This window comes from Micromonospora desertarenae (genome assembly GCF_056150265.1).
The window spans coordinates 49,424-74,594 of sequence record NZ_JAXCFQ010000021.1 but is presented as its reverse complement, the minus strand read 5'-3'; the positions used below and the strand labels follow the sequence as shown (position 1 = coordinate 74,594).

Here is a 25,171-nt window from a genome sequence, read left to right as displayed (position 1 = left end):
TTCCTCCCCTACCCTGCGCCGCCGGCCCGCCAAACGACAGAGGCCCCGATCGAACGTGAAAATCCCCATATGCCCGACCGATACCGATCATTCCGCCCTGCGGCATCCGGGGGGTCGCCACCGTGCCCCTCGCGGCGGCGGTCCGTGGTGACCGCCGCCGTCCGGGCCGGGCCGGTCAGAAGCCGAGCTTGCGCAGTTGCTTCGGGTCCCGCTGCCAGTCCTTGGCCACGCGTACGTGCAGGTCGAGGTAGACCCGGGTGCCGAGCAGCTCCTCGATCTGCCGGCGGGCGGTGGTGCCGACCTCCTTCAGCCGGCTGGCCCGGTGGCCGATCACGATCGCCTTCTGGCTGGGCCGCTCCACGTAGACGTCGGCGTAGATCCTGGTGAGCTGCCCCTCGGGGATCATCTCCTCGACCACCACCGCGATCGAGTGCGGCAGCTCGTCGCGGACGCCCTCCAGGGCGGCCTCCCGGATCAGCTCGGCGACCAGCACCTGCTCCGGGTCGTCGGTGAGCATGTCGTCCGGGTAGAGCTGGGGCGACTCGGGCAGGTAGCGGGTCATCACGTCGACCAGCGTGTCGACCTGGTGCCCGGAGACCGCGCTGACCGGCACCACCTCGGCGAACTCGCCCAGCTCGCTGACCGCGAGCAGTTGCTCGGCGAGCCGCTTGCGGTCCACCAGGTCGGTCTTGGTCACCACGGCCAGCACGGTGGCCTTCAGCCCGGCCAGCTCGCCGGTGATGAACCGGTCGCCCCGGCCGACCGGCTCGTCGGCCGGGATGCACAGCCCGATCACGTCGACCTCGCTCCAGGTCTGCCGGACCAGGTCGTTGAGGCGCTCGCCGAGCAGCGTCCGGGGGCGGTGCAGGCCGGGGGTGTCGACCAGCACGAGCTGCGAGTCGGGCCGGTGCAGCACGGCCCGGATCACGTGCCGGGTGGTCTGCGGCTTGTTCGAGGTGATCGCGATCTTCTGCCCGACGATCGCGTTGGTCAGCGTCGACTTGCCGGCGTTGGGCCGGCCGACGAAGCAGGCGAATCCGGCCCGGTACGGCCGCTGGGCCAGGTCGCTCACGCGGCAGCCCCGCCCGGTGCGGCGGCGCGCGGGGCCAAGCCCCGGGGCGCGACGGTCCGCCGGGTCACGCGGTCACCGTGCCGAGGACGGTGCCGTCCGGCGCGGCCACGTGGACCGGCGCGTCGGCGGAGAGGTCCCGCACCGCGGCGTGCCCGGCGCCGTCCAGCGTCGACGCCTCGGTCACCACCACGGCCGCCTCCAGCCGGGTGGCCCCGGCCGCGGCCGCCGAGGCGACGGCCAGCTGGAGCGCGGTGATCGTCAGCGACGGCAGCGACACGCTGGCCGCCGCGTACGTCCGGCCGTCCTGGTCGCGGACCGCAGCGCCCTCCACGGCACCCACCCGGCCCCGCGCGCCCCGGGCCAGCACGACCAGCTTGGCGTCCTCGGCGCTCAGCTCGACCGGCTCGGACGGGGTGGGCCGGGCGGCCGGCGCGGCGGATGACTCAGGCATCGGCGGGTTGCCTCTCCTCGGATCGGTTGTGGTCGCCCCGGGACTCGGGGTGCTCGCCCCGGCCGGAGCCGTCCGGTTCGCCGGTCGACTCCACCCGGCGCACCAGCACCGTGTCGATCCGGTTGCGCCGGCCGGTGGTGCCCTCGGCGACCAGCCGGAGGCCGGCCACCTCGGCCTGCGCCCCGGGGATCGGGACCCGGCCCAGGGACTGGGCGAGCAGGCCGCCGACCGTCTCCACCTCGTCGGCGGGCAGTTCGGTGTCGAACAGCTCGCCCAGGTCCTCCACCGGGAGCCGGGCGGTGACCCGCACCGCCCCGTCCTCCAGCCGTTCGACCGGCGGGCGCTCGACATCGTACTCGTCGGTGATCTCGCCGACGATCTCCTCCAGGATGTCCTCGATGGTGACCAGCCCGCCGGTGCCGCCGTACTCGTCGACGACGATCACCAGGTGGTTGCGGGCGGCCTGCATCTCGGAGAGCAGGTCGTCGACCGGCTTGGACTCGGGCACGAAGGTGGCCGGGCGCATCAGCTCGGCGACCGGCAGCCGCCGGTCCTCCGGCGCGCCGCCCTGGGTGCGCCGGATCAGGTCCTTGAGGTAGAGCACGCCGAGCACGTCGTCGACGTTCTCGCCGATGACCGGGATCCGGGAGAAGCCGGAGCGCAGGAAGAGCGCCAGCGCCTGGGAGAGGGTCTTGTTCGCCTCTATCCAGACCATCTCGGTACGCGGCACCATCACCTCGCGGGCGATGGTGTCGCCGAGCGCGAAGACCGAGTGGATCATCTGGCGTTCGCCGTGCTCCACCACGCCGCGCTGCTCGGCCAGGTCGACCAGCTCGCGCAGCTCCACCTGGGTGGCGAACGGCCCCTCGCGGAAGCCGCGCCCCGGGGTCACCGCGTTGCCGATCAGGATCAGCAGCGAGGCGAGCGGGTTGAGCGCCCGGCCGAGCCAGCGCACCAGCGGCGCGACCGCGCGGCCCACCGCGTACGCGTGCTGCCGGCCGAGGGTGCGCGGGCCGACGCCGACCACCACGAAGCTGACCACGGTCATCGCGCCGGCGGTGATCAGCGCGGCCCGCCAGCCCGCGCCGAAGGTGTCCACCGCGACCAGGGCCACCAGGGTGGTGGCGGTCAGCTCGGCGAGCAGCCGCAGCAGCAGGAGCAGGTTGAGGTGGCGGACCACGTCACCGGCGACGACCTGGAGGGTACGCGCGCCGCGGGCGCCGTCGCGGGCCAGCTCGGCGGCCCGGGCCGGGGAGACCGCGGCCAGCGCGGCCTCGGTCATCGCGATCAGGCCGGCGAGCACCACCAGCCCGGCCGCGAAGACGATCAGTTGCGCGTCGGGCAGGCCGGCGGTGGCGCCGGCCGCCAGTAGCGGTGTGGACATCACCGGGACCGGGTCGACCGCCAGCTCGCCAGCAGGCGGGCCTGGAGCGCGAACATCTCCCGCTCCTCCTCCGGCTCGGCGTGGTCGTAGCCGAGCAGGTGCAGCACGCCGTGCACGGTGAGCAGGTGCAGCTCGTCGGCGGCGGAGTGCCCGGCGGTGGCCGCCTGCTTGGCCGCCACCTCGGGGCAGAGCACGATGTCACCGAGCAGGGCCGGCTCGCCGCCCGCGGCGGTGGCCTCCCCCGGCCCGTGGTCGACGCTGCCCTCGTCCATGGGGAAGGCGAGCACGTCGGTCGGCCCGTCGCCACCCATCCAGCGGTGGTTGAGCTCGGTCATGTAGTCGACGTCGACCAGCAGCACGGAGAGCTCGGCGAGGGGGTTGACCCCCATCTCGTCGAGGGCGTGCCGGGCGACGGCGAGCACGGCGTCGGTGTCGACGTCGACACCGGACTCGTTGGCGATCTCGATGGACAAGTGACTTCCTCTGTCTAGCGGCGCCGGCCGGCACGGCCGCCCTGGGCGGCCCGCCCCGGCACGGCGCGCACGCTCTGCGCCTGCTGGTTCTCCCGCTCGGCGTCCCAGCGGGCGTACGCGTCGACGATCTCCCCGACCAGCCGGTGCCGGACCACGTCCGAGCTGGAGAGCTGGGCGAAGTGCACGTCCTCGACGTTGGCCAGGATCTCCCGGACCACCCGTAGGCCGCTGGTCGTGCCGCCGGGCAGGTCCACCTGGGTCACGTCGCCGGTGACGACGATCTTGGAGTTGAAGCCCAGCCGGGTGAGGAACATCTTCATCTGCTCGGGCGTGGTGTTCTGCGCCTCGTCGAGGATGATGAACGCGTCGTTGAGCGTCCGGCCGCGCATGTACGCCAGCGGCGCTACCTCGATCGTGCCCGCCGCCATCAGCTTCGGGATCGAGTCCGGGTCGAGCATGTCGTGCAGCGCGTCGTAGAGCGGGCGCAGGTAGGGGTCGATCTTCTCGTTCAGCGTGCCGGGCAGGAAGCCCAGCCGCTCCCCCGCCTCGACCGCCGGCCGGGTGAGGATGATCCGGTTGACCTGCTTGGCCTGGAGCGCCTGCACGGCCTTCGCCATGGCCAGGTAGGTCTTGCCGGTACCGGCCGGGCCGATGCCGAAGACGATGGTGTGCGCGTCGATCGCGTCGACGTAGCGCTTCTGCCCCAGCGTCTTGGGACGGATGGTGCGGCCGCGCCGGGAGAGGATGTTGAGCGTCAGGACCTCGGCGGGCCGCTCGGCGCCGCCCTGCTCGAGCATGCCGACGGTACGCCGGACGGCGTCTGTGGTCAGGGTCTCGCCTTTCTCGATGAGTTCGAGCAGCTCGCTGAAGAGCCGCTCGGCGAGGGCGTTGTCCGCGGGCGCGCCACTGATCGTGATCTCGTTGCCCCGGACGTGCACGTCGCTGTTCACCGAGCGCTCGACCAGTCGCAGGATCTCGTCACCCGCGCCGAGCAGGTTGACCATGATCTTGGAATCGGGAACCGTGATCCTGGTCTGCACCCGAGGCGGGCCGGGAGGTGGGGTGCCGGTCATAGGTCGGGCCGAGGGGCCCTGCGCCACCTGCTCTCGAATCAGCGCCGGCCCTGCTGGCACGGCGTGCGGACGTTACACCCATCGTATCGGTTCAACACGGGTGGCACCTCGCCCATTTCCGCCGGCCGGCGGTCAGCTTCCGGCGCGGAAGTCGTACCGCTCGAAGGTCTCCTGGGTGCGGGTGAACCGGTAGGTCGCCCAGTGCATCCGGACCACCGTGCCGCGCTCGTCCCGGGTCAGCCGGAGCAGCTCACCGACCTCCCGGCCGGACACCGTGCGGTAGACGTCCGGCTGGTCCGGCAGCGGCGCGAAGACCGCCGGCGGCTTCCCCGCCGGGTCGTCGGCCCCCCGCGCCCGCAGCGCCCCGTCGTGCCAGGAGAAGACGTACTCGAAGCCCTCGCCCCACCAGCGGCCGAGCAGCCCGCGTACCGCCTCGGGGGCCGGCGGGCCGGGCCGCCACGGCTCGATCTCGGCGGGGTCGTGCTCCACCGCCGCGTCGAGCAGCCGGTGGGTCAGCTCGAACAGTTCGGCGGCGGTGCCGGAGGAGCCGAGCACGGCCGCGCCCATCGCGCCTGCGGTGCCCTCGCCGCCCCGCCGGCCGTAGACGGCGGCCAGGAAGCCCGGCATCGCGCCGTCGTGCCCGACATGCATGATCCGCCGGCCCTGCGGGACCAGGATCAGCCCGAGCCCGAAACCGCCGGCCCAGAGCGTCTCGTCGGTCATCGTCACCGGCCAGCGCATCTCGTCCAGGGTCGCCGGGGCGAGCACCCGGCCGGCCGCGTCGAGCGCCGCGGGATCGGCCAGGAAGGCGGCCCACCGGGCCATGTCCCCGGCGGTGCTCCAGAGCTGGGCGGCCGGGCCGACCGCGCCGAAGTCGGTCGGCGGCTCGGGGTGCGCCTCGTCGGAGTACGCGTCGACCAGGAAGCCCGTCGCGGCCCGCCGGCCGGGCGTCACCGAGGTGTGGGTCAGCCCCAGCGGGGTGAGCACCCGCTCGGTCAGCACCTCGGCCCAGGTGCCGCCGCGCAGCTCGCCGACCATCCGGCCGAGCAGCGCCATGCCCAGGTTGGAGTAGTGGTAGCGACGTCCCGGCGGCAGCACCCGCTCGGCGCGGGCCAGGTCGGCCAGGAGCGCGTCGGCGTCCGGGGCCCGCAGGGTGTCCCAGACGTCGCCGTACGGCTCCCGTTGCAGGCCGGCGGTGTGCGACAGCAGCCGGCGGACGGTCAGTTCGCCGTGCGCCGGCAGGTCGAGGTGCCGGCCGATCGGGTCGTCGAGGTCGAGCAGGCCGTCGTCGCGGCACTGGAGGGTCAGCACGGCGGTGAAGGTCTTGGTGACCGAGCCGATCCGGAACCGGGTCTCCGGGTCGAGCGCGGTGTCGTTGCCGGTCCAGCCGACCGTGCACTGCCACAACGGCCGGTCGGCCCGGTGCAGCGCCGCCGAAACCGCCGGCACCCGCGCCTGCGCCTGCACCCGCCGCACCATCCGCCCGAGGCGGTCCCCCACATCCGTCACCCGGGCAGTGTAAGGAGGCGCGGCGGGCCGGCGGGCGGCGACGGGTCAGCGGCAGAGCATCGGGCCGAGCGGCGCGCCGCCGAGCAGGTGCGCGTGCGCGTGGAAGACCTCCTGGCCGCCGTACGTGCCGGTGTTGAACATCAGCCGGAAGCCGTCGCCGAGCAGTCCCTCGTCCTCGGCCACCGCGGCGGCCGTGGCGAGCACCGCACCGGCCAGCGCCGGGTCGCCCTGGCCGAGGGTGGCCACGTCGGCGTAGTGCTCCTTGGGGATCACCAGCACGTGCACCGGCGCCTTCGGGTCGATGTCGCGGAACGCGAGGGTGGTGTCCGTTTCCCGGACCACGGTGGCCGGGATCTCCCCGGCGACGATGCGGCAGAACAGGCAGTCGGCTCCCATTCGGGCATGTTAAGCGCTGCGCCGGGGGCCGGTGAGCAGGGCCGGGCCGCTGCGGCATGATGGCCGGCGTGACTTCACGGGCGGTACTGGTGACGGGGGGCTCGCGCGGCATCGGGCGGGCGGTGGTCCGGGCCTTCGCGGCCGGGGGCGACCGGGTGGCGATCCACCACCGGGACTCGGCGGAGCTGGCCGAGGAGCTGCGGGCGGAGCTGCCCGGCGACGGGCACGTGGTGGTCCGGGCCGACCTCGCCGACCCGGACGCGGTCCGGGCGATGGTGGACGAGGCCGCGGAACGGCTCGGCGGGCTGGACGTGCTGGTGAACAACGCGGGCGTGTTCGGGCCCGCCGATCCGCCGCACCCGGTCTTCGAGAGCAGCTACGAGCAGTGGCGGCAGCGCTGGCGCGAGGTCGTCGACACCAACCTCCTCGGCGCGGCCAACGCCACCTGGTGCGCCGCCCAGCACATGCGCGGGCGCGGTGGGCGGATCGTCAACGTCTCCTCGCGCGGCGCGTTCCGGGGGGAGCCGGGCAACCCGGCGTACGGGGCGAGCAAGGCGGGGTTGAACGCGATGGGGCAGTCGCTCGCGGTGGCGCTGGCCCCGTACGGGATCGCGGTGGCCACTGTCGCGCCCGGCTTCGTGGCGACCGACATGACCAACGAGCACCTGAAGGCCGAGCGCGGCGCGGCGGTACGGGCCCAGAGCCCGTTCAACCGGGTCGCCCGCCCGGAGGAGATCGCCGCCGCGGTGCACTGGCTCGCCTCTCCCGAGGCCGAGTGGGCCTCCGGCACCATCGTCGACCTCAACGGCGCCTCCTACCTGCGTAGCTGACCGGCCCGGTCGAGACGCCGCCCGCCTCTCGCGCCGCCGCGACCCGGTCGGGGCGCCGGGCGGAACGGCTACCAGCGGTGCAGGCGGGTCGCCAGCACGGCGAGCGCAGCGACGCCGGCCGTCGAGGTGCGCAGCACCGACGGGCCGAGCCGCACCGGGCGGGCGCCGGCCGCGGCGAACGCGTCCAGCTCGGCCGGGGTGATGCCGCCCTCGGGGCCGACCACCAGCACGATCTCGCCGGAGTCGGGCAGCTCGGCGGTGGTCAGCCGGTCGTCGGCCTCCTCGTGCAGCACGAACGCGGCGGCCGCCCCGGCGATCCGCCGGGCCACCGTGCCGGTGGGCTCGTCCGGCGCCCCGGCGACCACCGGCAGCCAGGCCCGGCGGGCCTGCTTGGCGGCCTCCCGGGCGGTCGCCGCCCACTTCTCCCGTGCCCGTACGCCCCGGTCGCCGCGCCACTGGGTCACCGAGCGGGCCGCCGCCCAGGGCACGATCTCGTCCACCCCGACCTCGGTCATCGCCTGCACGGCCAGCTCACCCCGGTCGCCCTTGGCGATGCCCTGCACCACCACCAGCCGCGGGACGGACGCGTCGACGTACCCCCGGGAGCGGATGTCGAGTTCCAGGCTGCCCCGGCCGACGGCGGTGACCACGGCGGTGGCCGTGCCCCCGTGCCCGTCGGCGAGCAGCAGCTCCTCGCCGACCCGCAGGCGCTGCACCGTGGCGGCGTGGTGGCCCTCCGGGCCGTCGAGGGTCAGCGAGTCGGTGGTCGGCAGCGACTCGACCAGGAACAGCGGCGCGGACACGGGATCAGGCTATCGGCAGCGCCGCCGGCCGGGGCGGTGAGGCGGCCGCGCCGCACCCGGGGTGCGGCGCGGCCTGCCGGCCGGCTCAGGCGTGGCCGTTGAAGGCGTCGCGCATCCGGGAGAAGAAGCCGCCCTGCTTGGTCAGCTCGGCGACCTCCTCGCCCCGGGTCTTGGCGAACTCGCGCAGCATCCGCTCCTGCTCGGCGTCGAGCTTGGTGGGGGTGCGCACGTCGAGGTGGACGTAGAGGTCGCCCCGGCCGGTGCCGCGCAGGTGCGGCACGCCCCGGGCGCGCAGCCGCAGCGTGCTGCCCGGCTGGGTGCCCGGCTTGACGTCGACCGTCTCCTCGCTGTCCAGCGTCTTGATGGTCAGCCGGGTGCCCAGCGCGGCGGCGGTCATCGGCACGGTGACCCGGCAGTGCAGGTCGTCGCCCTTGCGGGAGTAGACGTCGTGCGGGCGCTCGTGGATCTCCACGTAGAGGTCGCCGGCGGTGCCGCCGCCCGGGCCCACCTCGCCCTGCTGGGCCAGCCGGATCCGCATGCCGTCCTCGACCCCGGCCGGGATCTTCACGGTCAGCGACCGGCGGGTGCGGACCCGGCCGTCGCCGGCGCAGGTCGGGCAGGGGTGCGGGATGGTGGTGCCGTAGCCCTGGCAGACCGTGCACGGGCGGGCCGAGACGACCTGGCCGAGGAAGGTGCGCTGCACCGACTGCACCTCGCCCCGGCCGCCGCACGCCTCGCAGGTGGCCAGGTGGGTGCCGGCGGCGGTGCCGGCGCCGGAGCAGGTGGTGCAGAGCACGGCGGTGTCGACGGTGATCGGGGCCTCCACGCCGAACGCCGTCTCGTGCAGGTCCAGTTCCAGCCGCAGGATCGCGTCCGCGCCCGGCCGGGTACGCGGCCGCGGCCCGCGGGAGCCGCCCGCGCCGCCGAAGAACGCGTCCATGATGTCCTGGAAGCCGACGAACGGACCGGCGCCGCCGGGGCCCCCGGGGCCGCCCGGGCCCCCGCCGCCCGGTGCGAGCGGGTCGCCACCCAGGTCGACGATCTGCCGTTTCCGGTCGTCCGAGAGGACCTCGTACGCGGCGTTGATGTCCTTGAACTTCTCCTGTGCCTCCGGGTCCGGATTGACATCCGGGTGGTACTGCCGCGCCAGCTTGCGGTAGGCGCGCTTGATCTCGTCGTCGGAGGCGTCCCGGCTCACGCCGAGAATGCCGTAGTAGTCCCTGGCCACTGCGTTCCGTGTCCTCATGTTCGTCTCGCGTTGCGCCGGTCGCCGGCCGGAACCGGCCGTCGGTTCTGCCTGGTCAGTTCTGGGCCAGCAGGTCGCCCACGTAGCGTGCCACGGCCCTCACCGTGGCGATGGTGCCGGGGTAGTCCATCCGGGTCGGCCCCAGCACGCCGAGGCCACCGACGATGGTCGAACCCGGTCCGTAGCCGGTGCTGACCACCGAGGCGGCGCGCAGGTTGTCGATCTCGTTCTCGTCGCCGATGCGGACCCGCAGCGTGCTCGGCTCGACCTCACCGATGAGCTTGAGCAGCACGACCTCCTCCTCGAGCGCCTCGAGGATGGGCCGCAGCGAGCCCTGGAAGTCGAGCAGCCCGCCCCGGGTGAGGTTGGCCGTGCCGGCCAGCGCGATCCGCTCCTCGTGCCGCTCGACCAGCGTCTCCAGCAGCACGGTGGAGAGGGTGGCCATCGCCGGCCGTAGGTCGGGCGTGGCCTCGTCGACCAGCGCCTGCACCAGCGGCGGGGTCTCCGACAGCCGGGTGCCGACCAGCTTCTCGTTGACCAGCCGGCGCAGGTCGAGGACGTCGTCGGCCGGGATCGGGCCGGGCATCTCGACCAGCCGCTGCTCGACCCGGCCGGTGTCGGCGATCATCACGAGCATCAGCCGGGTGGTGGAGATCGGCACCAGCTCCAGGTGGCGCACCGAGGAGCGGGCCAGGCTCGGGTACTGCACGACGGCGACCTGCCGGGTCAGCTGCGCCAGCAGCCGCACCGTGCGGTGCACCACGTCGTCGAGGTCGACCGCGCCGACCAGGAAGCGCTCGATCGCCCGGCGCTCGGCCGGGCTGAGCGGCTTGACCCGGGACAGCCGGTCCACGAAGAGCCGGTAGCCGCGGTCGGTGGGCACCCGGCCGGCACTGGTGTGCGGCTGCCGGATGTAGCCCTCCTCCTCCAGCACGGCCATGTCGTTGCGCACCGTGGCCGGGGAGACCCCGAGCTGGTGCCGCTCGACCAGCGCCTTGCTGCCGACCGGCTCCTGCGTGGCGACGTAGTCCTCGACGATCGCGCGCAGCACCGCGAGCTTGCGGTCGTCGAGACCCATCTCCCCACCTCCTGTCGCACGTCGGCCGGCGGCGCACTGCCGGCGGCGCGGCGCGTCCTGGCACTCGACTGTAGCGAGTGCCAGTCTACGTCGGTGGGCCCGCCGGCGCGATGATCAAGACGGACCGCCGGTGCGGCCGCACCGACCGATCATCCGGACAAGCCGGTCGATGTCGCTCTGGTGTGTCCTTGCCGGCTGCCCCTACCGTGACGTGCATGACCGAACCGCCTCGCCCCCCGGGAGCCGACGGCCCCGGCGCTCCGCCGCCGGATCCGACCGCTCCGTCGGCCGTCCCCGGCCCGTCGGCCGGTGACGAACCCACCGCACCACTGTCCGGGGCGCCGGCCTCGGGCGGCTATCCCCCGCCCGGTGGCTATCCGCCGCCCACCGGTGACCAACCGCCGTCGGGTGGCTACCCTCCGCCAGCCGGCGCGCCCCCGTACGGTGGCTACCCGCCGCCCGGTGGCTACCCGCCGGGGCCCGGCTACCCGGCCGGTGGCGGCTACGGCCCGCCCGCCGGCTACGCCAACAACGAGGACAAGACCTGGGCCCTGATCGCCCACTTCGGCGGCGCGGCCGGCGTGATCGTCGGCGGCGGCCTGCTCGGCTGGCTGGCGCCGCTCATCGCGATGATGGTCCGCGGGCAGCAGTCGCCGAGCGTCCGCGCACACGCCGTCGCGGCGCTGAACTTCCAGCTCACCTGGACGATCGTCAGCGTGCTGAGCTGGGTGCTCACGCTGGTCACCTGCGGGATCCTGTTCTTCGTCCCGATGCTCGTCTGGCTGGTGCCGCTGATCTTCGGGATCATCGGCGGGTTCAAGGCCAACGAGGGCGTGCTCTACCGCTACCCGATGACCTACAGCTTCACCCGGTGACCCGGGCCGGCCGCTCCCCCGGCCGGCTCCGGGCAGCCCGGATCAGGGCAGCAGGTCGCGCACCACGGCGTCGGCCAGCAGCCGCCCGCGCAGGGTGAGCACGGCCCGGCCGGCCGCGTACTCGGGCGCGGCCAGCAGCCCGTCGGCCAGCGCCCGCTCGGCGCCGGCCCGGCCGGCCGCGTCCAGGCCGGCCAGCGGCAGCCCGGCGGCGAGCCGCAGCCGGAGCATGACGTCCTCGGTGTGCGCCTCGTCGGGGGTGAGCACCTCCCGGGCCAGGCCGGGCGACCGTCCGGCGGCGAGCCGCTGGGCGTACGCGGTGGGGTGCTTGACGTTCCACCAGCGCACCCCGCCGACGTGGCTGTGCGCGCCCGGGCCGAGGCCCCACCAGTCGCCGCCGGTCCAGTAGAGCAGGTTGTGCCGGCACCGGCCGGCCGGCGTACGGGCCCAGTTGGAGACCTCGTACCAGGAGAAACCGGCGGCGGAGAGGGCGGCCTCCGCGGCCAGGTAGCGGTCCGCCGCGACGTCGTCGCTGGGGTACGGCAGCTCGCCCCGGCGCATCCGGGCGGCCAGCCGGGTGCCGTCCTCCACGATCAGGGCGTACGCGCTGACGTGGTCGACGCCGGCCGCCACCACCTGCGCCAGCGAGGCGGCGAAGTCTTCCGCGCTCTCCCCCGGCGTGCCGTAGATGAGGTCCAGGTTGACGTGGTCGAACCCGGCGTCGCGCGCCTCCGCCGCGGCGGCGGTGGCCCGGCCGGCGCTGTGCGTACGGTCCAGGATCGCCAGCACCCCGGGCGAGGCGGACTGCATGCCCAGCGAGATCCGGGTGTAGCCGGCCGCACGCAGCGTCTTGAGCGACTCCGGGGTGACCGACTCCGGGTTGGCCTCGGTGGTCACCTCGGCGTCGGCGGCCAGCCCCCAGGTGCGGTCGATGCCGTCCAGGATCCGGGCCAGGTCGTCGGCGGGCAGCAGGGTCGGCGTGCCGCCGCCGACGAACACCGTGTCCACCCGCGGCGGCGGCGCGTCGCCGAGCACCCGGGCGGCGAGCGCCAGCTCGGCCAGCACGGTGTCGGCGTAGCCCTCCCGGCTCGCGCCGCCGCCCAGCTCCGCCGCCGTGTACGTGTTGAAGTCGCAGTAGCCGCAGCGGCTGGCGCAGAACGGCACGTGCACGTACACGCCGAAGCCACGCGCGCCGACCGCGCGGGTGGCGGTGGCGGGCAGCGAACCGTCGGCGGGGACGGGTTCGCCTTCTGGAAGGACGCCGGGCATGGCCACTAGTGTGCCCGCATGACCTCTCCCGACGCGCTGGTGCGGGTCGCCACGGCCCGTGGGGTGACCACCCTCACCCTGGACAGCCCGCACAACCGCAACGCGCTCTCCACCCCGCTGATGACCGAGCTGCTCGCCGGCCTGGCCGCCGCGGTCGCCGACGACGCGGTCCGGATGATCGTGCTCGACCACACCGGCCCGGTCTTCTGCTCCGGCGCCGACCTGAAGGAGACCGCCGCCGCGTACGCCAGCGGAACCGTGCCGGCGGGCATGCTCGGCGACGTGCTGGCCGCCGTCTGGGAGTGCCCGAAGCCGGTGCTCGCCCGGGTCGCCGGGCCGGCCCGGGCCGGCGGCCTCGGCCTGATCGCGGCGGCCGACCTGGCCGTCTGCGCCGAGGAGGCCACCTTCGCCTTCACCGAGGTGCGGATCGGGGTGATCCCGGCGGTGATCTCGGCGACCGTGCTGCCCCGGCTGCACCCGCGGGCGGCGGCCGAGCTGTACCTGACCGGGGACACCTTCGACGGCCGGCGGGCCGCCGAGATCGGCCTGGTCACCGCCGCGGTGCCGGCGGACGGGCTGGACGCCGCGGTGGCCCGGTACTGCGACTCGCTGGTGCGCGGGGCGCCGGCCGCGCTGGCCGGGGCGAAGCGGCTGCTGCGCCGGCCGGCCGCCACCGACCTGCGCGCCGAGATCGCCGACCTGGCCGGGATCTCCACCGGCTTCTTCCTCTCCGAGGACGGCCGCGAGGGCGTCCTGGCGTTCCGGGAGAAGCGTGCCCCGCGCTGGGTGGCCGAGCTGGACGGGGCGGCGGAGGTCGCCGGCTGAGCGAGGCACGCTCCGCTTCGCCGACGGCCCGGTGCCGCCCGGTGGTCCGGACGACCAGGTGAGACAGCGGCTGGACGGGGAACTTCCGGTCACCCGTCAGGGGCGGCGCATCCGGCGGGGCGGGGCTGAACCGGTCGGACGACCCGGAGTGGCCGTTCGGGGACGTACGCTTGTCGCGCTGTCGAACAGGGGGTGTGGGTGCGAACTCGGGCAGTCGTGGCGGGTGGAGTCGTCCTCGTGCTCGTCGCCGTGATCGGGATCCTGTACGTCGTCCGGCAGTTCGGCGAAGGCCTGCGGCTGCCGCTGGCCAGCCGCACCTGCACCGTCCAGGCCGACGGCAAGGTGGCGCTGGACGCCGACCAGATGGCCAACGCGGCGACCATCGCGGCCATCGGGATCCAGCGGGAGATGCCGGAGCGGGCGGTGGTGGTCGCGCTGGCCACCGCGTACCAGGAGTCCGGGCTGCGCAACCTCGACGGCGGCGACCGCGACTCGATCGGGCTGTTCCAGCAGCGGCCGAGCCAGGGCTGGGGCACGCCGGCGCAGATCAGCGACCCCCGCTACGCGACGAACCGGTTCTACGCGGCCTTGAAGAAGGTGCGCGGCTGGGAGCGGATGCGGGTCACCGACGCGGCGCAGAAGGTGCAGCGGTCGGCCTTCCCGGAGGCGTACCAGAAGTGGGCGGACGAGTCCCAGGTGCTCACCCGGGCGCTGCTCGGGCACGCCACCGGCGCGGTCGCCTGCTCCGTGGGGCGGGATCCGGCGATGCGGGGCACTGCCGCGACGGCGGCGCTGACCCGCGGCCTGACGCTCGACTGGGGGCTGGCGGCGTCGGCCGCCGCCACCGACCTGACCGGCCTCAGCGTGCCCGCCGCGGACCAGCGCGGCGGCTGGCGGTACGCGCACTGGCTGGTCTCCCACGCCGGCGACCACGGGGTGAAGCGGGTGCGCTTCGGCGGCCTGGAGTGGACCGCCCGGGGCGGCACCTGGAACCCGGTGACCGACGGCTCGGCGGAGGAGTCCCGGGTGGTGGCGGAGGTCTTCGCCGAGGGGTGAAGGACCCCCGATCTCCTTACCGGCAGTCACCGCACAAACCGGCATTTCCGACGATAGCCCCACCGCAGGTGGCCGGGGTATACGCACCGCACTCGTACCACTGCCCTTGGTCCGGCTGGCGCGCTCCGCGGCGAGTCGGGCATTCCCGCCCGCCCTTGCAGCGCGTTACGATCGGCGGCCTGTGCCAGCAATGGTTTCGCCTCATGGGGAGGGGTACGACGTGGCGTTCGACTACGGCGACCGGACCGGTTACGAACCGATCAGCGACACTGACCGTAAGGAGTTTCACGAGCAGGGCTTCCTGCTGCTACGGAACGTCCTGACGGAGGACCACCGGGCGGCGCTGGAGGCGGCGGTCGACCGTGTCTACGCCGAGGAGAAGGCCAAGGGCAACACCACCAAGGACGGCACCCTGCACCTGCTGGGCTTCCTGAACCGGGACGAGCTCTTCGGCGACCTGCTCACCCACCCGATCGCCTTCCCGTACATGTGGGGCCTGGCCGGGTGGAACATCTACAGCCACCACAACCACCTCGACGTGACCCCGCCGGCGCTGGAGCCGGAGAAGCCGTACTGGGGCTGGCACCAGGACGGGTACCGGCAGAACTCCGACCCGGAGACGATGGACCCGAACCTCCCCCGGCCGATGTTCTCGCTGAAGGTCGCCTACGTGCTCTCCGACCTGTCGGAGACCGGGCGCGGCGCCACCAAGGTCATCCCGGGCAGCCACCTGTGGAACTCGCTGCCCCGCCCGGCTGACACCACCGTGCACAACCCGGACCCGGAGGGCACGGTGGAGATCACCGCCAACCCGGGTGACGCGTTCATCTTCGACCGCCGCCAGTGGCACTCCCGGTCGACCAACCTGTCGACCATCACCCGCAAGATGCTCTTCGTCGGCTACACCTACCGGTGGATCCGCCCGCTGGACGAGCTGCACATCGACAAGGACGGCGAGTGGTGGGCCAACCGCACCCCGGTGCAGCGCCAGCTCTGCGGTGAGGGCACGCACACCGCCAACTACTGGGGCATCAACTGGGACGGCTACATCGACGACGAGATCCCGCTGCGCAAGGAGCTCAAGGAGCGCGGTCTGCTCGACCGCAGCATCCCCTGGCTGCGCTGACCCGACGCCGAACGGGCCCCTCCCTCGCGGGACGGGGCCCGTTCCGCTTCGCACGGCCCCGCACGCGGGACGCGGGGTGGGTCAGCGGGGGGTGCGGCCGGCGAGCCGGCGGCGCGCCTTGTCCCGGATCGACTCCGGCAGGTCCGCCGCGTCCAGCAGCCGGGGCAGCAGCTCCGGCTCCAGGTTCAGCGCCCGGAACACCTCGCCGATGGTCACCCCGTGCGCCGGGCGCTCGACCACCTCGACCGGGTCTCCCGCCCCGACCTCGCCCTCGCGCAGCACCCGCAGGTACGCCCCGGGCAGCGCGCGCACGGTGAACCGCTTGATCAGGTCGGGCAGGCCCCAGAAGCCGGCGAACGTGGTGCACGGGGTACGCGGCTTGGTCACCTGGAGCAGCACCGAGCCGATCGCCCACTGTTCGCCGATCACCGCCCCGGTCACGTCGACCGCGGAGGTGGTCAGGTTCTCGCCGAAGCCGCCGGGCCCGATCGACCGGCCCAGCTCGGCGGCCCACCAGGCGGCGTCCTCCTCGGCGTAGGCGTAGACGGCCTGGTCCGGCCCGCCGTGGTGGGCCCGCTCGCCGATGAAGTCACCGGCCACGCCCTCGGTACGGATCAGCACCGGGCCGTCCACCGGCCGCTTGTCGATGCCGCTGCGGCCGCTCGGATCGCCCGCCCACTCCGCCTCGGTCACGATGCCGAGGTTCACCGCCGCCAGCCTGCCCGTCATGGTGATCAGCCTAGTCGGGCCCGCCCCGGCACCCTCTTCCGAGATCCACTCCGGCCGCACGCCGGGGCTGCGCCGCCCCGACGCTCAGCCCTTCACGGCGCCGGCGACCAGGCCGGAGACCATCCGGCGCTGCACCAGCAGGAAGAAGATGATCACGGGCAGGGTGAACAGCGTGGAAGCGGCCATCACCGGGCCCCACGCGGTGTCGTCGCGGCCGAAGAAGAAGGTCATCGCCACCGGCAGGGTGTAGCGGTCCTGGTCGTTGATGAAGGTCAACGCGAAGATCAGCTCGTTCCAGGCGGTGATGAACGAGAAGATGCTGGTCGCCACCAGCCCGGGTGCCACCAGCGGGAAGAGGACCTTCCGGAAGATCTGCGCCCGGCTGGCCCCGTCGATCGCGGCGGCCTCCTCCAGTTCCTTGGGCACCGCGGCGACGAACCCGCGCAGCATCCAGACCGCGAACGGCAGCGAGAAGCCCAGGTAGGTGAGGATCAGGCTGGGCAGCGTGTTGTAGAGCCCGAGCCGCTGGATCATCAGGAACAGCGGGATGACCAGCGCCTCCAGCGGGATCATCTGCACCACCAGCAGCATGATCAGGAAGCTGGTCCGCAGCTTGAACCGGAACCGGGCCACCGCGGTGGCGGCGAGCAGCGCGACCAGGCCGCTGAGCAGCACGGTGGAGACCGCTACCAGCGCGCTGTTGAGGAAGAAGTCGGCGAAGGTCACGCCGGGGATCAGGTTGCCGGTGAGGATCTCCCGGTAGTGCGCCAGGGTGGGCTCGCTCGGCACCGGCCGGGGCGTGCTGGAGAAGATCTCCGAACTCGGCTTCAGCGAGGTGGCGATCATCCAGTAGACCGGGAAGGCCGCGAAGAGCGCCACCAGCAGACCCGCGCCGTTGAGGGCGATCCGCTTCACGCCTGCGCTGCGCCCGCGTCGCGTCACGCGTCCTCCTCCTGCTTGAGCACCATGCGGACGTAGAAGCCGGTCACCACGAGCAGGATCAGGGTGAGGATCACCGCGATCGCCGCGCCCAGACCGTACTTCGGCGGCGGCGAGAACGCCTCGGCGTACGAGTAGATGGAGAGCATGAACGTCGGCCGGTCCTGGGTGCCGCCGGCGAGCACGAACTGCTGGGTGAAGACCTTGAAGTCCCAGATCGTCGAGAGCACGATCAGGATCCCGAAGACCGGCCGCAGCAGCGGGAAGGTGATCCGCCAGAACACCTTCCAGGGGCCGGCCCCGTCCACCCGGGCCGCCTCGTGCAGCTCACTCGGTACGCTCTTCAGCCCGGCCAGCACGCTCACCGCGATGAACGGGAACGAGTGCCAGACCACCACCAGGGTCAGGATCGAGAAGAACAGCAGCGGCGAGTTGAACCAGCCGTAGCCGGTCCAGTCGCTGCGGCCGAACAGGCTGGTGGAGAGCCCGTCGGGCAGGGCGTTGAAGAGCCAGGTGACCAGGCCGCTGGTGTCGTCGAAGATCCACTTCCAGACGATCGTGCCGGTCAGCGCCGGGGTGGCCCAGGCCAGCATCACGCAACTGGCCACGAACGCGGCCATCTTGCGGCCCAGCCGGTTGAGCAGCAGCCCGACCAGGGTGCCGAGGATCATCGTCAGCACCACGTTGGCGACCGCGAAGAGCACCGTGTTGCGCAGGACGGTGAGGAAGAACGGATCGCCGATGATCTCGGCGTAGTTCTCGAAGCCCACCCACGGCCACTCCCGGTCGCCGCGCAACTGGCGGACGTTGTTGAGCCGGAAGAAGGACATCGCCACCACCTGGCCGAGCGGCCAGAGCAGCAGCACGGCGATGATCACCAGGCAGGGCAGGAGCAGCAGGTACGGGAGGCGGTCCACCCGGCGACGCCGCCGCGCGGGGGTCTCCCGCGCGGCGGACGTCTCCGGCACCTCGGTCAGCGTGGTCACTTGGCGTTGAGGATGCTTTCCATCTCCGCGGCCGCGTCGGCGGTGGCCTTCTCGACCGTCTTCTGACCCTTGATGACCGAGCTGTTCATCGCCTGGGTCACCGTCTTGGTCCGGCTGACCTCCACCCACTTCGGGGTGAGCGGCGTGAGCTTGGTGTTCTGCATAGCGGTGGCGAACGGCGCCATGATCTTGTCGCTGGTGTACTTGTCCCCACCGACCAGGTCCTGGTAGACCGGGAAGAAGCCCAGGCTCTCGGCGAACGCCGCGTCGTTCTTCTTGCTCAGCAGCACGGTCAGGTAGTCCCAGGCCAGGTCCTGCCGCTCGCTGTCCTTCCAGACGGCGATGTCCGAGCCGCCGGCGAAGGCCGGCGCGGGCTGGCCGTCGGGGCCGGGGATCGGGAACGTCCCCCAGACCTTCTCGATCTCCGGGTTGTCCTTCTTGATCGCGCCCTGCTGCCAGCTGCCGCCGAACGCCATGGCCGCCTTGCCGGTGGCGAACTGGGTCCGCGCGTCGATCTCGTTCCAGCCGGCCGCGGCCGGCGGGGCGACCTTGTGCACGGTCACCAGGTCGGTCCAGAACTTGACAGCCTTCTGGGCCTCCGGCGTGTTGTAGCCGGACTTCCAGGAGTCACCCTGCTTGGTGGCGATCTCCGCGCCCGCGCCCCAGAGGAACGAGTAGAACGGCAGCTCGGAGTTGCCGGGCAGGGCGATGCCGTAGGTGCCCGGCTTCTTCGCCTGCACGGCCTTGGCCGCGGCGACCAGGTCGTCCCAGGTCTTCGGCACCTGCACGCCGGCCTCGGCGAACCAGTCGGTGCGGTAGTAGATGCCGCGCACGCCCGCGTACCACGGCACGCCGTACTGCTTGCCGTCGAGCTGGGCGTTCTGCACCAGGTCGGGGAGGATGTCCTTGCCCTCGGCCCAGCCGCCGAACTTGCCCGTCAGGTCGGCCAGCGCCTCCTGGGCGGCCCAGCCCTGGGTCTCGGTGTTGCCGAGTTCGGTGACGTCCGGGCCCTCACCGCCGGCGAGCGCCGCCTGGAACTTCTTCGGCGCCTCCAGCCAGGGGACGTACTGGACCACGACGTCGGTGTCCGGGTGCTTCTGCCGGAACTCGGTCTCGACGCCGTCGAGGAACTTGGTCTGCGCCTCGCTGCCCTCGCCCATCATCCAGACCGTCAGTTTGCTGTTGTCGGCCGCCGCGTCGTCGTCCGAGCCGCCGCAGCCGGACAGCACCATCGCGGCCGAGGCCACGACGGCGGTGACCGGAGCCAGCCGCTTCCACCTGTTCACGCCATATCTCCCTCGCGCCGTTCTGGCATTAACCTTCTCCGCCGCACCTTAGTAGGAAAAATTCCTTTACGACAGTGGACGCTCGGCGGAAGCGAGGCGACCGTATCGCAGGCCCGGCTCCGGGGACAGCCGGGCAACGGGGCGAATCAGGGCGTACGCAGACGAACGGGCGCCCGACCTGCCGGTCGGGCGCCCGTCGTGTTCAGGCTGTGCGGATTTACCGGTGGGTGACGCCGCGGCGCCGGCCCACCCCGGCCACCAGGGCCACGGCGACCGCGGCCAGCAGGACCTGCAGCAGCAGCTCACGCCAGTCGATACCGGCGGTGTCGGCGAAGCCCGAGGCACGGGCGATCACCGTGCCGAGCAGTGCGGCGCCGACGCCGATCAGCATGTGCAGCCAGATCGGCATGTTCTGGCGGCCCGGCACGGCCAGCCGGCCCAGAGCGCCGACGATCAGACCAACGATGAGCGCAGTGATGATGCCCCAGACGGTCAGCTCCACGGTCGCCCTCCTTCAATGGGTGTCTCTGACGATGGGTGGTGTTCGTGTCGCGCCCCCTGATTGCCCGATGCCCCGGAAAACCAAACCGACCTTCGGGGGCAGGGCGCCGCGAGCGGCACCAGAACGGGACGTACCACCGGAGAGCCGGCGCGCGGCGCCGCCGCACCCGGTGCACGGCCGGCGACCCGGCGGTACGGCCGCCCGTGCCCTCGCGCCCGGCCCGGCGACCGGGACGCGGACGGGCGCCCGACCTGCTGGTCGGGCGCCCGTCCGCGGTTCAAGCTGTTACGGGATTACCGGTGGGTGACGCTGCGGCGTCGGCCCACGCCGGCCACCAGGGCCACGGCGATGGCGGCCAGTACGACCTGGACGAGCAGCTCGCCCCAGTCGATGCCGGCGGTCTCGGTGGCGATGCCCATGGCCCGGGCGAGCACCGTGCCGAGCAGCGCGGCGCCCACGCCGATCAGCATGTGCAGCCACATCGGCATGTTCTGGCGGCCCGGCACGGCCAGGCGGCCCAGAGCGCCGACGATGAGACCGACAACGAGCGCGGTGATGATGCCCCAAACGGTGAGCTCCACGGTCGCCCTCCTTCAGCAGAATGTCTGTCACACGGTGTGTGCTTCCTGTCGTGACCGCTAAGTTCCCGACCGGTCGGAAAGCCAAACCGGTCCGGCCGCCGTCGATCTCGTCCGCGGTCGATGCCCGGGCCGGCTCCGATTCCGCTTCGGCCGGCGTTTGCGCAGTTCGCGGCCACCCTTCGGACGGCGACGGCGGCCGATGCCGGGCACCGGAAAATTCCTTCGCCGACCGCCGCCGGACCGGCAAGAGCCCCCGTCGACCGCCCGCCGGGGCATCCCGACCACCCACCGCGGCGGCGGCCGGACACGACGACGGCCGGCGCCCCGGATGGCGCCGGACCGTGGGGTCCGGGCCCGACCGGGGCGCCGGCCGTCGTACGTCTGCCGCCGGTCGGACCGGCGGCGGCCTCACTTCTTGCCGGGAGCCTTGCCGTCCCCGGAGTCGGAGGAGAGCGCGGCGATGAAGGCCTCCTGGGGGACCTCTACCCGGCCCACCATCTTCATCCGCTTCTTGCCTTCCTTCTGCTTCTCCAGCAGCTTGCGCTTACGGCTGATGTCACCGCCGTAGCACTTGGCGAGCACGTCCTTGCGGATCGCCCGGATGGTCTCCCGGGCGATCACCCGGCTGCCGATCGCCGCCTGGATCGGCACCTCGAACTGCTGGCGCGGGATCAGGTTGCGCAGCTTCGCGGCGATGGAGGTGCCGTAGTTGTACGCCTTGTCCTTGTGCACGATCGCGCTGAACGCGTCCACCGGCTCGCCGTGCAGCAGGATGTCCACCTTCACCAGGTCGGACGACTGCTCGCCGGAGGGCTCGTAGTCCAGCGAGGCGTACCCCTTGGTGCGGCTCTTGAGCTGGTCGAAGAAGTCGAAGATGATCTCGGCCAGCGGCAGGGTGTAGCGCAGCTCCACCCGGTCGGCGGAGAGGTAGTCCATGCCGAGCAGGTTGCCCCGGCGACCCTGGCAGAGCTCCATCACCGCGCCGACGTAGTCGTTCGGGGTGAGCACGGTCGCCCGCACGGTCGGCTCGAACACCTCGGCGATCTTGCCGGTCGGGTACTCGCTCGGGTTGGTGACCACCACCTCCTGGCCGTCCTCCTGGACGGCCCGGTAGACCACGTTCGGCGCGGTGGAGATCAGGTCGAGGTTGAACTCGCGCTCCAGCCGCTCCCGGATGATCTCCAGGTGCAGCAGGCCGAGGAAGCCGCAGCGGAAGCCGAAGCCGAGCGCACCGGAGGTCTCCGGCTCGTAGGTGAGCGCGGCGTCGTTGAGCTTGAGCTTGTCGAGCGCGTCCCGCAGGTTCGGGTAGTCCGAGCCGTCGATCGGGTAGAGGCCGGAGTAGACCATCGGCTTCGGGTCCTTGTAGCCGCCGAGCGCCTCGGTGGCCGGCCGGGAGTTGATGGTGACGGTGTCACCGACCCGGGACTGCCGGACGTCCTTCACGCCGGTGATCAGGTAGCCCACCTCGCCGACGCCGAGCGCGTCGGCCTTCTGCATCTCCGGCGAGATGACCCCGATCTCCAGCAGCTCGTGCGCCGCGCCGGTGGACATCATCTTGATCCGGTCCCGGGCGTTGATGTGCCCGTCGATCACCCGGACGTAGGTGACCACGCCCCGGTACACGTCGTACACCGAGTCGAAGATCATCGCCCGGGCCGGCGCGTCGGCGTCGCCGACCGGCGGCTGGAACTGCCGGACGATCTCGTCGAGCAGGTGCGGCACGCCCTCGCCGGTCTTGCCGGAGACCCTGATGCAGTCGGCCGGGTCGCCGCCGATCAGGTGGGCCAACTCCTCGGCGTACTTCTCCGGCTGGGCGGCCGGCAGGTCGATCTTGTTGAGCACCGGGATGATGTGCAGGTCGTTCTCGAGCGCCAGGTAGAGGTTGGCCAGCGTCTGCGCCTCGATGCCCTGGGCGGCGTCGACCAGCAGGATGGCGCCCTCGCAGGCGGCCAGCGAGCGGGACACCTCGTAGGTGAAGTCGACGTGGCCCGGGGTGTCGATCATGTTGAGCACGGCCTGCTCGCCAGCCCGCTCGCCCTCCCGGATGGTCCACGGCATCCGGACGGCCTGGCTCTTGATGGTGATGCCGCGCTCGCGCTCGATGTCCATCCGGTCGAGGTACTGGGCACGCATCTGCCGGGGGTCGACCACGCCGGTGAGCTGCAACATCCGGTCGGCCAGGGTCGACTTCCCGTGGTCGATGTGGGCGATGATGCAGAAGTTCCTGATCCGTGCCGGGTCGGTGGCACCAGGAGCGTTCGCGCCGGAATCGAGCGTCGGAGGCACAGCTGTCCGTTCTGGTCGGCTGACGTTGAACAGGCCGGCGCGACGCCGGCCCCCTCTATGCTCCCACGTCGCCGGCGCGCTCCCGCTGCGCGGGCGATCCCCGGCCGGCGACCTCGTGCCGCCGGCCGCCGGGCGGGGGGCGTCGGGCGTGCCCGCGCCGGCCTCACCCGGCGGGCGGCTCGCCTTGACTCGGCGGGCGGCTCGCCCTTACTCGGCGGGCGGCTCGACGAAGAGCGCGGCGAGCTTCGGCAGCCGCCGGCGGGCCTCCTCCTCGTCGTCGAAGTCCCAGAAGTCGTTGAGGTCCGGCACCGGGACCGGGTCACGGTCCGCCGGCAGGTCGGTCGCGGTCGCCTTGCGGTACGCGTCCCAGGGCACCGAGAGCATCTCCTCGCACTCGAACTCCTCGCCGCTGAGCGAGGCGGCCCGCACCTGCGGCAGCTCGGCCAGCGAGTCCGGATCGGCCACGGCCCGGGCGAAGACCTCCCGGCCCTGGGTCATCAGCCAGCCCCGGAAGTACTCGAAGCCGTCGTCCGAGGCGCCCCCGTTGATCAGGTAGGCCGCGCCCCAGAGGTCCACCCGGTAGGAAGCGGCGAGCACCCGCTGCTGGTGGCGCGCGTAGCCGACGATGTCGGCCGGGTCGCGCTCGGCCAGCAGCGCCGCCGCCCGCGCGGCGACCGCGCCCGGCTCGCCCCCGCCGCCGGCGCGGGCCCGGTCGATCAACTGCCAGAAGTCGTCGGTCCTCATGGCCTGGCAGTCTCCCAGACCGACCACGGCCGCCGGTCGGGCAGCGGGAAGAGCGCGTCGAGCCGGGGAAAGCGCCGGGCGAACTCGACCGGATCCTCCAGCGCCCACTCCTCGTCCTGCGGATCGGGCGACATGCTCACGTCCCGCCCGCGCGCCGCCAGCGCCCCCGCCAGGCCGTCCTCGTCGCCGGTGATCCGCTCGTACGCCCGCTCGGCAACGTAGTCGAGCGACTCCCAGTCGGGCCACTCGTGATCGGCCCAGTCCCGGGTCGACCGGCCGGCCAGCCGGCGGACCTGCGGCACGTCGGCGAGCGCGTCCGGGGCGGCGACCACCCGCTCGAACGTCGCCCGGCCCAGCCCCACCAGCCAGGCCTGGAAGTAGTGGAAGCCGTCGTCGGAGCAGAGCCCGCCGCAGACGCGCAGCGCGGCGCCCCACAGCGACCAGGTGTCGGCCCGGGCGCGGGCCTCGTCGAGCCGGAGCGCGAAGTCGACCAGGTCGTCGGTGGGCCGCTCGGCCAGGCGGTCGGTGAGCCAGTCGAGGCGTGCGTCCGGGTCGGCGGTGGCGGCGGCGGACGCCTCGATCAGCGCCCAGAAGTCGTCGGTGGCGATCACCGACGCAGTATCGCGGGGCGGTACGACAGCCGGCAGCATGGAGGCGTGACCCCGCCGTCGCTGCCCCCGGTGCCGTACGACGCGACGGCGCTGCGGCCGGACTGGGCCGACCTGCCGGCCGGGCTGCGCGCGGCGCTGGCCGACCGGCTCGGCGCCCCGGTGGTCGCGGTCCGGGTCGCCGGAGCCGGCTTCACCCGCGGGTTCGCCGGTGTGCTCAGCACCGCCGACGGGGGCCGGGTCTTCGTCAAGGCCGCGCCGGCCGCCGGGCAACCGCACCTGGTCGACTGGTACGCCCGGGAGGCGGCGATCCTCGACCGGCTGCCCGCCGGCCTGCCGGCGCCCCGCCCCCGCTGGACGCTGCGCGCGGCGGGCTGGTTCGCGGTCGGCCAGGAGGCGATCGACGGCCGTACGCCCGAGCTGCCCTGGCACCCGGCCGAGCTGGCGGCCACCCTGGCCGGGTACGCCCGGCTCGCCGCCGCGCTGGCCGATCCGCCGGCCGAACTGGTCGCCCTGGGGCTTCCCCAGCTCGCCGACCTGGCCCGGGAGGACATCCTCTGGTGGGGTGAGGTGGCCGCCGGCCGCGAGCCACCGCCGCCCCTGCCCGGCCCGGTCCGGGACCGGCTGCCCGACCTGGTCGCCCTGGAGTCCCGCCTGCCCGGGTACGCCGCCGGCGCCCCCGGGCTGATCCACGGCGACCTGCGGCTGGACAACGTGCTCCTCGACGCCGCCGGCCGGGCCTGGTTCTGCGACTGGACCTGGCTCTGCCACGGCCCGCCCTGGTTCGACCTGGCCAGCCTGCTGATCACCGGGTACGCCAGCGGACTGGACGCGGACGCCCTCTTCGCCGCCCACCCGGCCGCCGCCGGTGCTCCCCCGGACGTGCTGGACGTCACCCTGGCGGCGCTCGCCGGCTACTTCCTCACCACCGCCGCCTCGGCCCCGCCGACCGCCTCGGTGCACCTGCGGACGCACCAGCGCTGGAGCGGCGAGCAGGCACTCGACTGGCTCGCCCGCCGCCAGGGCTGGGCGTGACCCCGCTGACTG

The 25,171-nt window shown here is 73.2% G+C and carries 26 protein-coding genes; 6 read left to right on the top strand and 20 right to left on the bottom strand.

What is annotated here, in order from left to right; translation table 11 throughout:
* Positions 1-175: 175 nt before the first annotated feature.
* The 7 genes from era to SM577_RS30205 form a co-directional block, all read right to left on the bottom strand.
* Entirely contained in the window at positions 176-1,072 is an 897-nt protein-coding gene (gene era, locus SM577_RS30235) for a GTPase Era (protein WP_474581868.1), read from the bottom strand.
* Positions 1,073-1,136: 64 nt separating this feature from the next.
* Positions 1,137-1,523, bottom strand: a complete 387-nt coding sequence (locus SM577_RS30230) for a cytidine deaminase (protein ID WP_109899809.1) — start codon at positions 1,521-1,523, stop codon at positions 1,137-1,139.
* The gene (locus SM577_RS30225) at positions 1,516-2,931 is read right to left on the bottom strand and encodes a hemolysin family protein (RefSeq protein WP_302919647.1); all 1,416 of its coding nucleotides are present in this window, start codon (positions 2,929-2,931) and stop codon (positions 1,516-1,518) included. Before SM577_RS30225 ends, SM577_RS30230 begins: the two co-directional genes overlap by 8 nt.
* Positions 2,907-3,380: an rRNA maturation RNase YbeY gene (ybeY, locus tag SM577_RS30220; RefSeq protein WP_088992429.1), complete on the bottom strand. Its 474-nt coding sequence runs from the start codon at positions 3,378-3,380 to the stop codon at positions 2,907-2,909. Before ybeY ends, SM577_RS30225 begins: the two co-directional genes overlap by 25 nt.
* 14 nt (positions 3,381-3,394) lie before the next feature.
* Positions 3,395-4,453, bottom strand: coding sequence for a PhoH family protein (locus SM577_RS30215; RefSeq protein WP_302919002.1), 1,059 nt, complete (start codon positions 4,451-4,453; stop codon positions 3,395-3,397).
* A 132-nt stretch (positions 4,454-4,585) separates the two neighbouring features.
* Complete coding sequence (locus tag SM577_RS30210; RefSeq protein WP_474581867.1) at positions 4,586-5,962, bottom strand: serine hydrolase domain-containing protein; 1,377 nt, start codon at positions 5,960-5,962, stop codon at positions 4,586-4,588.
* A gap of 45 nt (positions 5,963-6,007) precedes the next feature.
* Positions 6,008-6,358: a histidine triad nucleotide-binding protein gene (locus tag SM577_RS30205; RefSeq protein ID WP_302919004.1), complete on the bottom strand. Its 351-nt coding sequence runs from the start codon at positions 6,356-6,358 to the stop codon at positions 6,008-6,010.
* Positions 6,359-6,426: 68 nt separating this feature from the next.
* Between SM577_RS30205 and SM577_RS30200 the strand changes: the two genes are divergently transcribed.
* Complete coding sequence (locus SM577_RS30200; RefSeq protein WP_474581866.1) at positions 6,427-7,188, top strand: SDR family NAD(P)-dependent oxidoreductase; 762 nt, start codon at positions 6,427-6,429, stop codon at positions 7,186-7,188.
* A gap of 68 nt (positions 7,189-7,256) precedes the next feature.
* Here SM577_RS30200 and SM577_RS30195 read toward each other — a convergent pair whose 3' ends face one another.
* The 3 genes from SM577_RS30195 to hrcA form a co-directional block, all read right to left on the bottom strand.
* Positions 7,257-7,991 (bottom strand): 16S rRNA (uracil(1498)-N(3))-methyltransferase, encoded by a 735-nt coding sequence (locus SM577_RS30195; RefSeq protein WP_474588577.1) that lies wholly within the window; start codon positions 7,989-7,991, stop codon positions 7,257-7,259.
* Positions 7,992-8,076: 85 nt separating this feature from the next.
* A complete protein-coding gene (gene dnaJ, locus SM577_RS30190; RefSeq protein WP_302919648.1) occupies positions 8,077-9,219 on the bottom strand; it encodes a molecular chaperone DnaJ in 1,143 nt (380 codons plus the stop codon).
* Positions 9,220-9,292: 73 nt separating this feature from the next.
* Positions 9,293-10,315: a heat-inducible transcriptional repressor HrcA gene (gene hrcA, locus SM577_RS30185; protein ID WP_088992423.1), complete on the bottom strand. Its 1,023-nt coding sequence runs from the start codon at positions 10,313-10,315 to the stop codon at positions 9,293-9,295.
* 215 nt (positions 10,316-10,530) lie between these two features.
* On the opposite strand from hrcA, the gene SM577_RS30180 reads away from it, so the two are divergent.
* On the top strand, positions 10,531-11,190 hold the full coding sequence (locus SM577_RS30180) for a DUF4870 domain-containing protein (RefSeq protein ID WP_474588576.1): 660 nt from the start codon (positions 10,531-10,533) through the stop codon (positions 11,188-11,190).
* Positions 11,191-11,232: 42 nt separating this feature from the next.
* On the opposite strand, the gene hemW is transcribed toward SM577_RS30180, so the two are convergent.
* Positions 11,233-12,456: a radical SAM family heme chaperone HemW gene (gene hemW / locus SM577_RS30175; protein WP_302919008.1), complete on the bottom strand. Its 1,224-nt coding sequence runs from the start codon at positions 12,454-12,456 to the stop codon at positions 11,233-11,235.
* An 18-nt stretch (positions 12,457-12,474) separates the two neighbouring features.
* Between hemW and SM577_RS30170 the strand changes: the two genes are divergently transcribed.
* The 3 genes from SM577_RS30170 to SM577_RS30160 all read left to right on the top strand — a co-directional run bounded on the left by SM577_RS30170 (position 12,475) and on the right by SM577_RS30160 (position 15,463).
* The gene (locus SM577_RS30170) at positions 12,475-13,281 is read left to right on the top strand and encodes an enoyl-CoA hydratase-related protein (protein WP_474588575.1); all 807 of its coding nucleotides are present in this window, start codon (positions 12,475-12,477) and stop codon (positions 13,279-13,281) included.
* A gap of 192 nt (positions 13,282-13,473) precedes the next feature.
* Positions 13,474-14,337, top strand: a complete 864-nt coding sequence (locus SM577_RS30165; protein WP_302919010.1) for a hypothetical protein — start codon at positions 13,474-13,476, stop codon at positions 14,335-14,337.
* A gap of 220 nt (positions 14,338-14,557) precedes the next feature.
* Positions 14,558-15,463 carry a phytanoyl-CoA dioxygenase family protein gene (locus tag SM577_RS30160; RefSeq protein WP_233257757.1) on the top strand — a complete coding sequence of 302 codons (906 nt, stop codon included), beginning with the start codon at positions 14,558-14,560 and terminating at the stop codon, positions 15,461-15,463.
* An 81-nt stretch (positions 15,464-15,544) separates the two neighbouring features.
* Here the strand turns inward: SM577_RS30160 and SM577_RS30155 are convergent, their stop codons facing one another.
* The 9 genes from SM577_RS30155 to SM577_RS30115 form a co-directional block, all read right to left on the bottom strand.
* Positions 15,545-16,192 carry an MOSC domain-containing protein gene (locus SM577_RS30155; protein ID WP_474588574.1) on the bottom strand — a complete coding sequence of 216 codons (648 nt, stop codon included), beginning with the start codon at positions 16,190-16,192 and terminating at the stop codon, positions 15,545-15,547.
* 84 nt (positions 16,193-16,276) lie between these two features.
* A complete protein-coding gene (locus SM577_RS30150; RefSeq protein WP_302919649.1) occupies positions 16,277-17,107 on the bottom strand; it encodes a carbohydrate ABC transporter permease in 831 nt (276 codons plus the stop codon).
* Between the two features lie 23 nt (positions 17,108-17,130).
* Positions 17,131-18,117, bottom strand: coding sequence for a carbohydrate ABC transporter permease (locus SM577_RS30145; RefSeq protein ID WP_302919012.1), 987 nt, complete (start codon positions 18,115-18,117; stop codon positions 17,131-17,133).
* Entirely contained in the window at positions 18,114-19,403 is a 1,290-nt protein-coding gene (locus SM577_RS30140; RefSeq protein WP_302919013.1) for a sugar ABC transporter substrate-binding protein, read from the bottom strand. Before SM577_RS30140 ends, SM577_RS30145 begins: the two co-directional genes overlap by 4 nt.
* 217 nt (positions 19,404-19,620) lie before the next feature.
* Positions 19,621-19,905 (bottom strand): GlsB/YeaQ/YmgE family stress response membrane protein, encoded by a 285-nt coding sequence (locus SM577_RS30135; RefSeq protein WP_302919014.1) that lies wholly within the window; start codon positions 19,903-19,905, stop codon positions 19,621-19,623.
* Positions 19,906-20,198: 293 nt separating this feature from the next.
* Positions 20,199-20,486, bottom strand: a complete 288-nt coding sequence (locus SM577_RS30130) for a GlsB/YeaQ/YmgE family stress response membrane protein (RefSeq protein WP_088992413.1) — start codon at positions 20,484-20,486, stop codon at positions 20,199-20,201.
* 408 nt (positions 20,487-20,894) lie between these two features.
* A complete protein-coding gene (gene lepA / locus SM577_RS30125; RefSeq protein WP_302919015.1) occupies positions 20,895-22,772 on the bottom strand; it encodes a translation elongation factor 4 in 1,878 nt (625 codons plus the stop codon).
* Positions 22,773-22,979: 207 nt separating this feature from the next.
* On the bottom strand, positions 22,980-23,516 hold the full coding sequence (locus tag SM577_RS30120) for a DUF4240 domain-containing protein (RefSeq protein ID WP_302919016.1): 537 nt from the start codon (positions 23,514-23,516) through the stop codon (positions 22,980-22,982).
* A complete protein-coding gene (locus SM577_RS30115) occupies positions 23,513-24,127 on the bottom strand; it encodes a DUF4240 domain-containing protein (protein WP_474588573.1) in 615 nt (204 codons plus the stop codon). The genes SM577_RS30120 and SM577_RS30115 overlap by 4 nt, the downstream gene beginning before the upstream one ends.
* Positions 24,128-24,172: 45 nt before the next feature.
* Between SM577_RS30115 and SM577_RS30110 the strand changes: the two genes are divergently transcribed.
* Entirely contained in the window at positions 24,173-25,159 is a 987-nt protein-coding gene (locus SM577_RS30110) for a phosphotransferase family protein (RefSeq protein WP_474588572.1), read from the top strand.
* Positions 25,160-25,171 lie beyond the last annotated feature (12 nt).